This is a genomic window from Halodesulfovibrio sp., assembly GCF_025210605.1.
Taxonomy (GTDB): Bacteria; Desulfobacterota; Desulfovibrionia; order Desulfovibrionales; family Desulfovibrionaceae; genus Halodesulfovibrio.
This window is the reverse complement of sequence record NZ_JAOARI010000018.1, coordinates 219461-232294: the sequence shown is the minus strand read 5'-3', so window position 1 is coordinate 232294 and position 12834 is coordinate 219461. Positions and strand designations below refer to the sequence as shown.

The following is a 12834-nucleotide window of genomic DNA, read 5'->3' as shown; positions in this document are numbered from 1 at the left end:
TGGATGCTTTGCTATAACTTATTTTACGCCAGTAAGCGCACCAAGCTGGGAATTTTTAAAAATGAGTTTTGTTGCAGTGTCATCTGCGATTTCAGCAACATCCATGAGCGTTTCGAGAAATTCGAGCATTTCAAAACGGCGTTCTTCAGGAGAGCATTCAAAGTCTTCCTGCATGCGTCCTGAGCTCATGTATTCTTCAAGTTCTTTAAGATATTGTAAGTGTAGGGCAGCCATAGGTTCTCCTTGCTTAAGTCTGTGCTGAGTCTCTGTATATTTTGCAGGATGCAGCGCGTTAGAGTCGGGCAATTATCATTATTTGACGGCAATATGATGATATGGGCTACCACGAAGGATAGCATCAGCGCGGTAGAGTTGTTCATACAGAACAACGCGTGCCATTTCGTGCGTGAATGTCATAGGTGACAAACTGATTTTGTACTGGCACTTTTTTAATACGTCTTGCGAAAGACCGTATGCACCACCAATTATTAGGGTAGGTGTCCGGTTGTTGTCCATGCCGATTCGGTCGAGCATTTCAGAAAATTTTACGGAGGTGTATGTTTTTCCGTGCTCATCCATGCAGATAGGTATATCTGTAGGGGCAAGGGCAGCGAGAATACGTTTGCCTTCATCGATATTTCGTTCAAGCGGCTTCATTTTAGCGTTGCCGTCTTTAACGGTGATCTCTTGAAATTTATAACTGCGCTTCAGGCGGGTAATGTAGTGTTCTGCCGCATCTGCCCAGAAGCGTTCTTTAATTTTGCCGACGGCAATAATTTTAAGTTGAATCATGTAGCTACTCCATCATTGGAGATATATTCGGGTTATTGGATCCGTATTGGCTGCCTGTGTATCGTGTAATGGGCAGTTTCTCAATGAAAAGGATAGAGGTAGATTTATGACCGTACCAACATTTAGCATTTCCGAAGCAGTGGCAGCCCTTAAAGAAGGGCAAGTTATCTGCTACCCAACAGAAACTTTTTATGCAGTAGGGTGTAATGCTCTCGACCCACTTGCAGTAGAATCAGTATATAAAGCAAAAAAGCGTTCCGGCGTTATGCCGCTGCCTGTTCTTATTGGCAGCATGGAGCAGTTGCCGCTGGTGACAGATATCTCTTCTGATATAGTAACCGCGCTGGCAAATCGCTTCTGGCCGGGGTCTTTGTCTATTTTAATTACAGCTTCCGATAGAATTCCATCTGTACTTACTGGTGAAACAGGCAGGGTTGCTGTGCGTGTCACTCCGCATCCTGTGGCACAGCAGTTGTGTTTAGAAGCAGGAGTCCCGTTGGTTTCCACAAGTGCAAATTTAAGTGGACGCCCTGCTGTGACTGCCGTTTCCAGCATTGACCCTGAGCTTACACAGAATGTTTCCGGTGTGGTTGATATGGAGCCTGTTCCGGCTGGTGGCATGCCTTCTACACTGATTGAAATTGTAGGGCCGCGTGCAGTCAGCATAGTACGTAATGGTGCTGTTTCTGAAATAGACTTACGTACATCAGGACTTGCCGTTGTTCCACGAGTTGCTGGTGTTTAGGTGAAAAAACTTATGGCAAACTCAAAAGGCTCATGAGGCTCATTCGGCGCATGGTATGCCGTGAGTAAAAAGTTTTTTGTACTGCTATCGGGTGTTTTTTGAATAGGTTCAAATCTTTTGACAGAATATAGGATGTGATTTTTTTTGCTAAAAACAGTGATGCCACGGATGCCGTAGTCTGCGACGATTCTAATGATAGCTGGGAAAAAGTGGCATCCTTTGTGCAAAGATATTCATATCCTTCTTTTTTTAAAAAGCACCTCTCAAGTGGTCAGAGAGGTGCTTTTTCTATTGCACTGTCTTTTTTATGCATACAAAATTATACAGTAATTAATGGCATGTAAGAAAGGAGAAAAACTCATGAGTATAACGCATGATATACCGTGTCCCCATTGTTCACAGCCGGTAACTATGTACCGGAATCCTGCACCCACTGTTGATATAGTTATTTATGATCCGACAAAAGGAGTAGTACTTATCGAGCGCGCTAATGAGCCGCATGGGTGGGCATTACCCGGTGGTTTTATTGACTATGGTGAAACGTGTGAATCCGCAGCTATTCGTGAGGCAAAAGAAGAAACGAATCTTGATGTAATTCTAACGGAACTCATCGGTGTGTACTCTGACCCTAAAAGGGACCCGCGACACCACACAATGAGTGTGGCATATAGTGCTGTGACAAATGATGCATCTGCTCTAATGGCTGGTGATGATGCACAAAATGCACGCTTCTTTCCTTTGGAATCCCTACCCACTATAGTGTTTGACCATGATGTTATTGTTGCAGATTTTGCAAACCGTCTTAAACGATTAAATAAGTAGCACGCTGAAATCGATAAATCATGTCCTGAAAAATACAGGTACGCTATCGTCGGTAGAGGTCGGCATTTGTGCGAATGTCGACCTTTCAATACCCAAACTACCGAGGAGTACAGTGTGGGGGCAGATGTAGTATTTATCGCATCAGAAATCTTTCCGTTTTCCAAAACGGGGGGGCTTGGGGACGTTCTTGGTGCGTTACCTTTGGCGTTGCATAATAAAGGAATTAAAACAGCTGTGATAACTCCGTTTTACGGAAGGATAGGTACAGCTGAGTATGATATTCGCCTCGCATGGTCTGATGTCCATGTAGGGTATCCGTGGGAACCAATAACAGCAGATGTATATCAAGCTGATTACAAGGGAATGCCTGTGTATTTTATTCACCGTAGTGAATATTTCGACAGGCGTTTTTATTATTGTGATCATCGTGGTGATTTCTTTGATAATGCAGAGCGCTTTATTTTTTTTAATAGAGCTGCTCAAAAATTGATGGAGCGGTTTACGATAGCTCCTAAAATAATTCATGCTCACGACTGGCAGGCTGCTCTTTCTCCTGCATATTTGTATTTTAACAGGATGAGTAACCCATTCTGGGAAGATACCCGCTCTGTTTTCACCATCCATAATCTGGCATTCCAAGGTCGTTTTGCTTCCCGCTTATTTGAAAATTGTGGTCTGCCGCCATCCGCTTGGTCTATGGATGGTGTTGAATTCTACGGTGATTTCAATTTCATGAAAGCAGGCATCTCGTATGCGGATAAAATAACCACAGTATCACCAAACTACTCCAAGGAAATTTTAACGCGCCAATTCGGCTGTGATCTCCATAATGTTCTGAAAGGGCGCAAAGAGCGATTACACGGTATTTTGAACGGTGCAGATTATAGCGTATGGAATCCTGAGTGTAACAAATATCTTCCTAAAACATATAGTGGAAATAATGTTCGGGGAAAACGTACTTGCAAAAATGCGTTGATAGATGAACTAGGTCTGTCTCCCTCACTGAAAAAGCGTCCTTTACTTGGATTTATCGGGCGTTTGCGGAAGCAGAAGGGTGTTAACATGCTCGAAGAAATTATTCCGCAATTAATGAAAAAAGACGTCGGTCTTGTCATTCTTGGTGAAGGTAATTTGGAGCGCGAAGCCGTGCTCTTAAATTATATGGAAACGTATCCTGATAAGCTGTGCACTATTGTGGACTACACGGAAGAACTGGCACATAAAATTCAAGCAGCTTCAGACATTTTCCTTATGCCTTCCACGTACGAGCCATGCGGTTTAACACAATTATATGCCCTACGTTTTGGTACTATTCCTGTTGCCAGCGATGTGGGGGGATTACACGATACTATAGTGCCTTGGCCGCACCCGCATGCCACAGGTTTTACCTTTGAAAATATTAATAGTGGGGCGTTTATTGATTCTATTACAGATGCCATTGATGTGTGGGAGCACAACCCGCGTGAGTTCCGTAGAATTATAGGGCGGGCGATGGCTAAGGAGTTCTCTTGGGACAGCTCTGCAAAAGAGTATGCAGCACTGTATAATGAACTGGGATTACGTTCGGAACTGTAGAGCCACGAAGGAGAGCATGATGAGGGGTACGCTTAAAAGTGTTCCGGCGTTTTTTGAACCATTTGATTTATACCTGTTTGGTAAAGGGACACACTGGGACTTGTACCGCTTCCTAGGAGCGCATCCCGTAGAAGTGGATGGCGCACAGGGGTACAGATTTGCTGTATGGGCACCAAATGCACAGTCAGTGCATGTTGCCGGAGATTTTAACGAATGGCATTTTAGAGAACTGCCTTTGTACCCTGTTGGTGTATCCGGCGTGTGGGCAGCGTTTGTTCCGCATGTCCAAAAAGGGCAGCTCTATAAATACAGCGTAGTCGGTAAAGATGGACGAGACGTGTATAAAGCTGATCCTTTAGCATTTTGTTGTGAATTGCGCCCGGGGGTAGCTTCGCGCACATGGGATTTAGATAACTTTACATGGACAGATAGCGCATGGATGGACGCTCGCCGTAAGCAAGGACCTCCGTTAGATAAGCCGATTTCCATCTATGAAGTCCATTTAGGCTCTTGGTGCCGTGACCATGACCCAGAGGGAAATGGCTTTCTTCGATATGGACAAATTGCAAAGCTTCTTATCGATTACGTAACAGATATGGGTTTTACGCATGTGGAGCTACTTCCTGTTGCAGAGCATCCGCTTGATGAGTCATGGGGATATCAAACCAGCAACTACTTTGCCCCAACATCCCGTTTCGGCACACCGGAAGAGTTTAAAGGGTTTGTAGATGCACTGCATAACGCCGGAATAGGGGTGTTCCTCGATTGGGTTCCCGCTCATTTCCCTAAGGATGATTGGTGCCTTGGACGCTTTGACGGCAGCGCACTGTATGAACATCTTGACCCGCAACGGGGTGAACATCCCGACTGGGGAACATATATTTTCAATTACGGACGGCACGAAGTACGTAATTTTTTATTCGCCAACGCTCTCTATTGGTTGCATGAATTTCATATTGACGGTCTGCGGATAGATGCGGTCGCGTCCATGCTGTATCTCGATTATTCGAGATGTGAAGGGCAGTGGTGTCCGAATGAATATGGCGGGCGGGAAAATCTGGACGCTGTGGAATTTCTGCGTGAGCTTAATCGTGTCGCACATGAGCAGTTCCCCGGTGTTGCTATGATAGCTGAAGAATCGACATCATGGCCGGGGGTCTCACGTCCGTTGTATACCGGTGGATTGGGTTTCACTTTTAAGTGGAATATGGGCTGGATGAATGACAGCCTTGAATATTTTTCAACTGACCCAATTTACCGAAGCTATAATCATAACAGCCTCACCTTTACCATGCTCTATGCTTTCAGCGAAAATTTTATACTTCCGCTTTCGCATGACGAGGTAGTGCATGGTAAAGGTACTATTTTAAGTAAGATGAGTGGTGACGTTTGGCAAAAACAAGCAAACCTTCGTCTTTTGTATGCCTACATGTGGGCACACCCCGGTAAAAAAATGATCTTCATGGGAAGCGAATTCGGGCAGTGGAATGAATGGAGTCCACGTAAAGAGCTGGATTGGTGTTTGCTCCAATTTCCAACACATGACGGCATACGTGCTTTAGTGCGTGATCTAAACAAGATGCTTGTGACCGAAGAAGCTATGCACAAAGAAGATTTTAGCTGGAAGGGCTTTAAATGGATTGATTTTTCTGATTACGGAGCCTCGGTCATAAGTTTTTTACGCACGGGTGGTGAGGGCACTCCGCTGTTCTGGATATTCAATTTTACTCCAGTAGTGCGGTATCACTATCGTGTCGCCAGCCCCAAGAGCGGGATGTGGGAAGAAGTCTTGAATAGCGACAGCATGTATTACGGCGGCTCCAACGTGGGCAACATAGGACAGATAGAAACGTGCCCAGATGACTTTGGTGGTGAAGGGTACATAGAGTTAACTCTTCCCCCGCTTGGTGCAATCTGCCTAAAGTATTTGGGTTCGTAGTATGTTTTTTCGGTCTGCGCCGTAGGTACGCCTGCGGCGTTTTTTTTATATAAAAAGCTAGGTGTCTCCGACGGGCAGGCGGGCGCTGCCCCCTGCACCCCCGCGAGAGGGACGCCCTCTCGACTGCGATTTAAAAGAAACAGTTGTGAGTGGAATATAAAAGCTTCGGCTTTGTACAATTTTTTATAGTATATTTTACGTAAGAAAATCTTGTTTAATTTAAAACGGCTGAGTAGAAGATAGGTATAACGTAGTCTGCATTTTACGTAATGTTTTTTAGAAAAAACGTATGAATCAATGCTGTTAAAAAGAACATACGTGTAGTTGTGCAACGTAAAATTCTCCCTTAATCGGGGTCAAGGGGACGTGTCCCCTTGCGGGGGTGCAGGGGGCAGCGCCCGCCTGCCCGTCGGAGACTCAGGCAGCTTACGAAAGTAAGTCGGGTTACAAGCGCAATGCCTGCCCGTCGGAGGCATCCCTATGTGCTCACATTAGGTAGCCTCATAACTTCTACAAAAATAACAGGTAAAAGTAATGGAACCGAAAATTATTGTTCACGGTGGCGCATGGACAATTCCTGAAGCGCGCAAGCAGGCGCACCTTGACGGATGCCGCAGGGCAGTTGAAGCAGCGTATCCATTGCTTTTGCAAGGGGCGAGTGCTCTTGATGCCGTGCAGGCTGCCGTGAATGTATTGGAATGTGACGAAACGTTTGATGCTGGACGTGGTGCGGTGTTGAATGCGGATGGTCAGATAGAACTTGATGCATCCATTATGGATGGCACTGAACTCAATTTCGGTGCTGTTGCTGGTGTGCGTCGTTTCATGACGCCAGTAGATATTGCACGTAAAGTTTTAGAGACGGAATTTTGTTTTCTCATCGGGGAAGGCGCGGAACGTTTTGCCCGTGAACAAGGTTTAGCTGAATGTGATCCTCGTGATCTTTTTGTTGAACGTGAACTACAGCTTTATGAGAAGCTTCGCAGCAAAGACGGTTATTCGACCCATGAAGCATTTGCTCCTACTCCGCAAGGAACAGTGGGTGCTGTTGCTCTTGATAAAGACGGCAATATTGCAGCTTCTACTTCTACAGGTGGTACTCCGTACAAACTTCCGGGGCGTGTTGGAGATTCTCCTATTTGTGGTGCTGGCGTCTATGCAGATAGCGAACTTGGCGGGGCTTCATGTACTGGTTTTGGAGAAGGGGTTATCCGTACTCTTATGTGCTCTAAGGCATGTGAATACTTAGCTCATCGTGATGCCGCTTCAGCAGCTATGGAAGCAATTGAAATGTTGTACCGTAGAGTAAACGGTCATGCAGGAATAATTTTACTGGATAAAAACGGCGAGTACGGCATTTATCACAACACCGATCATATGGCGCATGCCTATGTGCTTCCGGATGGCACAATATATTCGACTGTCCATATGGACTTTTAATACTAGCTCATAAAAAAACGGATGCTTCAAAAAAGCATCCGTTTTTTTATTGTATCTGTACGGTAAAATTAAACGCCCATAGCTTCGCGAATAGCTTCGATACCGTGCTCTTCCACGTATCGGGCAACACGCTGTTTTTTCTTAGCGGTTTCGTTGTAGTGGGCGAGGAAACGGTCGAGGAGCGCAAGCGCTTCTTCGTCAGAAAGTTTTTCAGCAAGAGTATCGGCAATACGTGGACGGGAAGCAGAGTTACCACCGATAACCATAGTCCAACCGTTTTTGGTGCCGATGAAACCAATGTCGCGGATGTGGCATTCCGCACAGCTGATAGGACAACCGGAAACGCCGACTTTGATTTTTGCAGCAGTTGCAAGAGTGCCGATTTTTTCGTTCAGGGTCGTTGCGAAACCAGTTGAATCGCGCTGACCCATTTTACACCAGTCTGTACCCGGACAAGCCTGAATGTAGTGACCACCAATGCGGAATGGCACTTCTTCGGCTGCGTTTGCCATTTCTTCTTCTTCAAGACCGATAAGAGCGATACGCTGACCGGATGTGATTTTTAAAAGAGGAACTTCGTATTTGTCTGCAACCTCTGCGAGCTGACGAAGCTCATCTGCTGTTACAACGCCACATGGTGGGGTAATACGAATCTGGTAGGTTTTTTTATCGCGCTGAAGAAGGGCGCTTGCAGGTAATGTTGCCATTTTTGACTCCAATATATGATGGTACGTACGTAAAGTATTACGTGGTATTTGTTACAATGGATTCAAATAGCAAAACAGACTCAGCTTGTGCAAGGTCGAAATAGATAATGAAATTTATCACGATCTTAGAGTAATGAATACAAGATGTTACAAAAAATAGGTGCTCGATGGGACTGTAAGATGCTCTGCTGAATAAACTATCCCACGTAGCTAATTGCAAAAAAATTTTCCCATAATCGCAGTCGAGAGGGCGTCCCTCTCGCGGGGGTGCAGGGGGCAGCGCCCGCCTGCCCGTCGGAGACATTGCTGATGAAGCCAAGCATACACATTGCGGGGTCACTACAAAAAAGCCAAACCCTCATGCCGATCGAATGCCATTCACTACGGTTTCAACGAAATACAAACCTTACTTCTCTTTCATAGAAGAAAATAGACGTTGGACGTACTTGCCTGAAAGAACCTCAGGTATAGTAAACATGAGCGTGGTGTGGTCTGGCAGGGTTCCTGTTACGTTCAGATATACTTGAGATGATAGATGCTCTAGCGGTGTGTGCAGAACATCTTCCCATATTGTTTTTCCAACCTCTGGTGTAATTCCGAAAAGGCGACAGCGGAGCGGACGGTATGCGTACAGTAGGCATGTTCCGTGGCTAAGAAGCGGACATCGGATGTCTGTGTTATACAGGCAGAATGTGCCGGAAAGTCCTTGAGCGCTGTTTTGTTCAAGGCGCACAACCTCTGCGGCACGGGTTATAATTTCGGCACGGGCTGCACTGGGGACAGACGTGTTGAGATGCGTTGCCAGTGCAAGGGATTCTATGAGCGTTAGTGGGACGCAGGAGTGGCAACAGGCATTATGTAATGTCCCGCACATGGAATCAATATCATGCTCTAGCAAAATAGTGTCAGCAGTTTTTTGCAACTGCATATAATCGCTGAGGAAGGGGGCAAGCGATTCTGCGGTTTCTTCACCAAATTCTAGAGTAGGGGCTTTAATTGAAAGTGGCGGATTGTGTGCACCATAGTTGCGAACAGCACGCCATTGGGCAAAGTTTGTTGGCTCTGCCCGTAGCTTGTGCAACATTTTTGCAGCACGCCTGTGCCCTAAGCCTCTACGAAGTAGGTATGCATTGAAAACTGTTCCTGTTCTACCAATGCCGTGTCTGCAATGGATGTACACATGCTTTCCAAGGAACATTTGTTCGTCAATCCACTCAAGAGCCTTTTCGAGCTGGAGCAAGTCCGGCGCTTCCTCATCTTCTATTGGCAGAAAGTAGACTTCAAAACCCGCTTTTTCTTCCAGCGCTGGAAGTTCTTTCAATTCTGCACACAGGTTCAGAATGCAGGAAATTTTTTGTTCTTTGATTGCCGCAAAATGTTGTTGCGTACTTGGAGCAGGACCTAGCGCAAGCCGAGAGGATACGTAGTGAACCGGAAATACCGAATGCTCTTCCGTACCGGAAGAGGCAGTAAAGGGGACACCGCGACGCATGCCGTTAGCTATGCGCGTTGCAGTTGATCGAATGCGGGAGAATGTTTTGCGTAGGTCGATCAATAGGTAAGGCTCCCTAAGTCTTGAATGAACTCTTTTTCAAGAGCATCAACATCGTTTGTATCTTCGATACGCATGTCCAGCATACGGGTTTTGGCTAGCAGTAAACCAAGTAATGCAAGGCGTTGCTGGATAATATGCCCTTCTTCCATGCCGTGCCGTGCATTGAGCATGTCGCCTTTGCGCTCGACGGCGAAGTTGTTTTTGGAAAGGATTCGTTCAATAAAATCCAACCGTAACATGCGCTGATGCGACTTACCGCCCCCGCCCATAAAGCGGAAACGAATGTAGTTCAGCCTGTCATTATCGCCGCAAATGGAATCAACAATTGAAAAGTGGTATCCAAAACGCATCATCGCATGCATGTATTTGTCTGAAATGATTGCGTAGCTTGCAAGTAGTGGAGAGTCTTTTGAAATGATTCCTGCACTGACCTTATCAAAATGTTCCCAATCAAAATGCGGAAGAGCATCGTGCCATGTGACCAGCTCTGAAGAAAGTCCGAACCAGAATGCCCACATTGGAACAGAGGCGATATCGCTTTGCGCCACTTCTTTTTTTCCAGCGGCAGAATGGAATAACCCGTTATCGAGGTTGAGAACATACATGCTCAGGGGGAGGTGGGTTTGAAGCTTGCGAGAACCGGAAAGTCCACGACTGGACTTATCTACAAGCGAAAACATTTCTTCAACGCCTTTTTCATGAACAAAGCGGACAAGATCGTGCAGTGACTTACAGTATTCCGGCGCAAAAGATTCAGATGACGGGTCTAGCAATGTCAGCCTTGCAATTCGGGGGAGAACCTTACCTATACGCGGGATGCTTCCCTGCTCAGGCATTGTATTTTCTGTATGGCACTCAGGGAGTGTTCCTTCAAAAACAGTACCTGACATACTGTCCACAGTGACAAGCTGGTTGTTGGTGTATCGGGAGCAGGCATCGGTAACGCCGCATAGCACTGGCACATTAAATTCGCGTGCGACGGAAGCAAAATGGCTTGCTGCACTGCCGCGTTCTGCAATGACTCCATTAAGGCGATGGATAACGCGAGTAAGTACTGGACCTAATCCTCTTGTCACAAGGATAGTTCCGTGCGGAAGCTCTGTAATATCCTGACAGTTTGCCACAACACGGACTTTTCCGCTGCCGATACCTCTGGAAGCACACTCTTGGTCGACGTCAATCGACGTTAAATTGTGCGGTGGGCACACTGTGTTTTGTGGATGTTTGCTGTGCGGAATTGGTCTGCTTTGCAAAATAAATATTCTGCTGCGGTGGTCAACGACCCACTCTATATCTTGCGGTTCACCAAAGAGTGTTTCAAGTTGTTGCGCTTGTTTTGCAAGGCGTTTGAGTGTTGGAGTGGGGATAATGGGTTGCGATGGCTTTTCTACAATTCGGAATGTCTCTTTTTTGAGAAAGCTAGCCTGCCCTGAAATCGAACCGGAAACGAGTTTTTCACCAACGCCGGAAGTAGCATATACAGCAATTGCAGGCTCTTTCAAATGTGCAGCATGTTCTGAAGGCACAGTAGAGTATGCTACGCCGGAGCATACAGCATCTACCATTGGCATAATTAGTACTGCCATTGGAGTTTCGGTATCTGCAAGTCCGTTCATAATGCGGTAGGCAAGGGCACGCGGGGTGTATTTGGAAGCAACAACTTCTTTCCACGCCTGAATAATATCGACCGCAGCTACGTGTAATTTTGAGGTATATTGCCCTGCAAAAGAAGCAGTTCCGTCTTCTGCTACAGCACTTGAGCGCACAGCGAGCTTGGTTCCGTTTTTTCCCAGTTCAAGAGCCGCGATTTCTATTTCATTAGCAATAGGGTCGGGTAATTCTGCATTGAGAATAAGCTCTTGCATTTCAGATGCAAGTCTATCTAATGATGCCGCATCTGATAAGGAAATGGCGCTGAGCCGCTTATCCAGCTCGTCACGTAAGTCGTTTACCTCAATGAAGTAATGGTATGCATGAGAAGAAATTATTCGCGCAGGCAGAAGGTGTATATCTTCTTCGGAACTAATGCGGGCAAGGTTCGCCGCTTTACCACCTGCAGCCTCCTGTAGATGTAGTGCTTCATCGAGTGTGAAAACAAAAGGCGGTTCAATACGAGGGTCTTCTACGCTTACTCCCATGCGTACATAGAAGTTGAGTTTTGTCGCGTAGTCCTGAAGATCCATGTACTTCACAGGACTCATAATTTGCAGCTGTTCGATAAGGCTTCGGATATCTCTGCCTAATTCTTCAGTTAACCAGACAACACGCGTCCAGTCTGCCTGTTCGCGCCCGTAATGAATTTCTTCTAGGTTTGCTATATGCTCCAGACAACGCTCGTCGAGTCTCAGAAGCTCTTTAAAGGCATTGTATTTTGTGCGCAAAAGAGTCCCGGGTGCAAATGCACGGAATGTCCAGTGCTTAAACAGCTCTGTTATAAACATAGTTCCTCTGAACTCGGTGTAGGTTAAAAAAGCAGATCGTGTCGTATGAGTGTGCTGCAATCAAGTCGGAATGTAGAATTAGAATAAGGTGATAGTACGAAAAAGATAGGTAACGTATGTCACCATTTTCGCGTACTGCTGCTCAGAAGCAAATTGATCGAAAAGCGCGTGGCATAGCCCATATAAAAATATGGTATCCCAGTTGCGTTGCAAGTTGCATGGTGAGCACAGCTATTTCGTTTCGGTGTTAGCTGATAAATAGTCTGTGGCTCAGGCATGTCTGGTAACAACTGGAAGGTTAGCCATCCCCCCGTACTTACCGTTGTTATGAATGCCTACCTTGTTAGATAGCCGCACTCAGAACTTCGTGTACTTTGTTTTCTAGCTCTTCTTTATCAATAGGCTTTACGCAGTACTCATTTGCACCGAGTTTAAGTGATTCGCGGGCAGTTTCTAGAGTAGGATATCCTGTAAGCATAATAACCTGCGTTGTCGGGGAGTAGCTTCTAAGCTCTGCCAGAACTTCGACACCAGTCATTTTGCGAAGCTTAATATCGAGAATTGCGAGATTGGGTGTGTGGGTTCGCGCAAAGTTCAATGCTTCTTCTTCATCTGTAAAAACAGTGACAGAGTGTCCTTTGCGTTCAAGAATTCGCTTGATAAGAATTCCTGCATCAATCACATCATCGAGCACCATTATTTCTGCCATAGCTATGTCCTTTACCGTGTCCTTACGTACAGTCTCTGAGAGGCTGTAGGGAATTACAATGTTCTGCAAGGTTTCCTTACACAGGCACTTTGCAGTTATTATTGTGGAT

The 12834-nt window shown here is 45.9% G+C and carries 11 protein-coding genes; 5 read left to right on the top strand and 6 right to left on the bottom strand.

Annotated elements, in window-relative coordinates:
• Nucleotides 1–18 precede the first annotated feature (18 nt).
• Together N4A56_RS07765 and N4A56_RS07760 are read right to left on the bottom strand one after the other, a co-directional pair.
• Nucleotides 19–234, bottom strand: a complete 216-nt coding sequence (locus tag N4A56_RS07765) for a hypothetical protein (RefSeq protein ID WP_293671550.1) — start codon at nucleotides 232–234, stop codon at nucleotides 19–21.
• 78 nt (nucleotides 235–312) lie between these two features.
• On the bottom strand, nucleotides 313–792 hold the full coding sequence (locus N4A56_RS07760) for a 23S rRNA (pseudouridine(1915)-N(3))-methyltransferase RlmH (RefSeq protein WP_293671549.1): 480 nt from the start codon (nucleotides 790–792) through the stop codon (nucleotides 313–315).
• A 106-nt stretch (nucleotides 793–898) separates the two neighbouring features.
• On the opposite strand from N4A56_RS07760, the gene N4A56_RS07755 reads away from it, so the two are divergent.
• The 5 genes from N4A56_RS07755 to N4A56_RS07735 all read left to right on the top strand — a co-directional run bounded on the left by N4A56_RS07755 (nucleotide 899) and on the right by N4A56_RS07735 (nucleotide 7313).
• Nucleotides 899–1537 carry an L-threonylcarbamoyladenylate synthase gene (locus tag N4A56_RS07755; RefSeq protein ID WP_295546291.1) on the top strand — a complete coding sequence of 213 codons (639 nt, stop codon included), beginning with the start codon at nucleotides 899–901 and terminating at the stop codon, nucleotides 1535–1537.
• 360 nt (nucleotides 1538–1897) lie between these two features.
• Nucleotides 1898–2359, top strand: coding sequence for an NUDIX hydrolase (locus tag N4A56_RS07750; protein WP_293671545.1), 462 nt, complete (start codon nucleotides 1898–1900; stop codon nucleotides 2357–2359).
• 114 nt (nucleotides 2360–2473) lie between these two features.
• On the top strand, nucleotides 2474–3934 hold the full coding sequence (glgA, locus tag N4A56_RS07745) for a glycogen synthase GlgA (protein WP_293671544.1): 1461 nt from the start codon (nucleotides 2474–2476) through the stop codon (nucleotides 3932–3934).
• A gap of 19 nt (nucleotides 3935–3953) precedes the next feature.
• Entirely contained in the window at nucleotides 3954–5873 is a 1920-nt protein-coding gene (glgB, locus tag N4A56_RS07740) for a 1,4-alpha-glucan branching protein GlgB (protein ID WP_295546288.1), read from the top strand.
• 534 nt (nucleotides 5874–6407) lie between these two features.
• Complete coding sequence (locus N4A56_RS07735; protein ID WP_293671540.1) at nucleotides 6408–7313, top strand: isoaspartyl peptidase/L-asparaginase family protein; 906 nt, start codon at nucleotides 6408–6410, stop codon at nucleotides 7311–7313.
• Between the two features lie 68 nt (nucleotides 7314–7381).
• Here N4A56_RS07735 and N4A56_RS07730 read toward each other — a convergent pair whose 3' ends face one another.
• The 4 genes from N4A56_RS07730 to N4A56_RS07715 form a co-directional block, all read right to left on the bottom strand.
• The gene (locus tag N4A56_RS07730) at nucleotides 7382–8020 is read right to left on the bottom strand and encodes an NAD(P)/FAD-dependent oxidoreductase (RefSeq protein ID WP_295546284.1); all 639 of its coding nucleotides are present in this window, start codon (nucleotides 8018–8020) and stop codon (nucleotides 7382–7384) included.
• Between the two features lie 406 nt (nucleotides 8021–8426).
• Complete coding sequence (locus N4A56_RS07725) at nucleotides 8427–9575, bottom strand: dual specificity protein phosphatase family protein (RefSeq protein ID WP_295546281.1); 1149 nt, start codon at nucleotides 9573–9575, stop codon at nucleotides 8427–8429.
• Nucleotides 9572–12016 (bottom strand): PEP/pyruvate-binding domain-containing protein, encoded by a 2445-nt coding sequence (locus tag N4A56_RS07720; protein ID WP_295546279.1) that lies wholly within the window; start codon nucleotides 12014–12016, stop codon nucleotides 9572–9574. Before N4A56_RS07720 ends, N4A56_RS07725 begins: the two co-directional genes overlap by 4 nt.
• Nucleotides 12017–12359: 343 nt before the next feature.
• Complete coding sequence (locus tag N4A56_RS07715) at nucleotides 12360–12725, bottom strand: response regulator (RefSeq protein WP_293671532.1); 366 nt, start codon at nucleotides 12723–12725, stop codon at nucleotides 12360–12362.
• Between the last annotated feature and the right edge of the window lie 109 nt (nucleotides 12726–12834).

Coding starts and splice junctions, on each gene's coding strand:
- N4A56_RS07765 (WP_293671550.1), bottom strand. CDS start 234: ATGGCTGCCCTACACTTACAATATCTTAAAGAACTTGAAGAATACATG.
- N4A56_RS07735 (WP_293671540.1), top strand. CDS start 6,408: ATGGAACCGAAAATTATTGTTCACGGTGGCGCATGGACAATTCCTGAA.
- N4A56_RS07755 (WP_295546291.1), top strand. CDS start 899: ATGACCGTACCAACATTTAGCATTTCCGAAGCAGTGGCAGCCCTTAAA.
- N4A56_RS07750 (WP_293671545.1), top strand. CDS start 1,898: ATGAGTATAACGCATGATATACCGTGTCCCCATTGTTCACAGCCGGTA.
- glgB (WP_295546288.1), top strand. CDS start 3,954: ATGAGGGGTACGCTTAAAAGTGTTCCGGCGTTTTTTGAACCATTTGAT.
- N4A56_RS07760 (WP_293671549.1), bottom strand. CDS start 792: ATGATTCAACTTAAAATTATTGCCGTCGGCAAAATTAAAGAACGCTTC.
- N4A56_RS07715 (WP_293671532.1), bottom strand. CDS start 12,725: ATGGCAGAAATAATGGTGCTCGATGATGTGATTGATGCAGGAATTCTT.
- N4A56_RS07730 (WP_295546284.1), bottom strand. CDS start 8,020: ATGGCAACATTACCTGCAAGCGCCCTTCTTCAGCGCGATAAAAAAACC.
- N4A56_RS07720 (WP_295546279.1), bottom strand. CDS start 12,016: ATGTTTATAACAGAGCTGTTTAAGCACTGGACATTCCGTGCATTTGCA.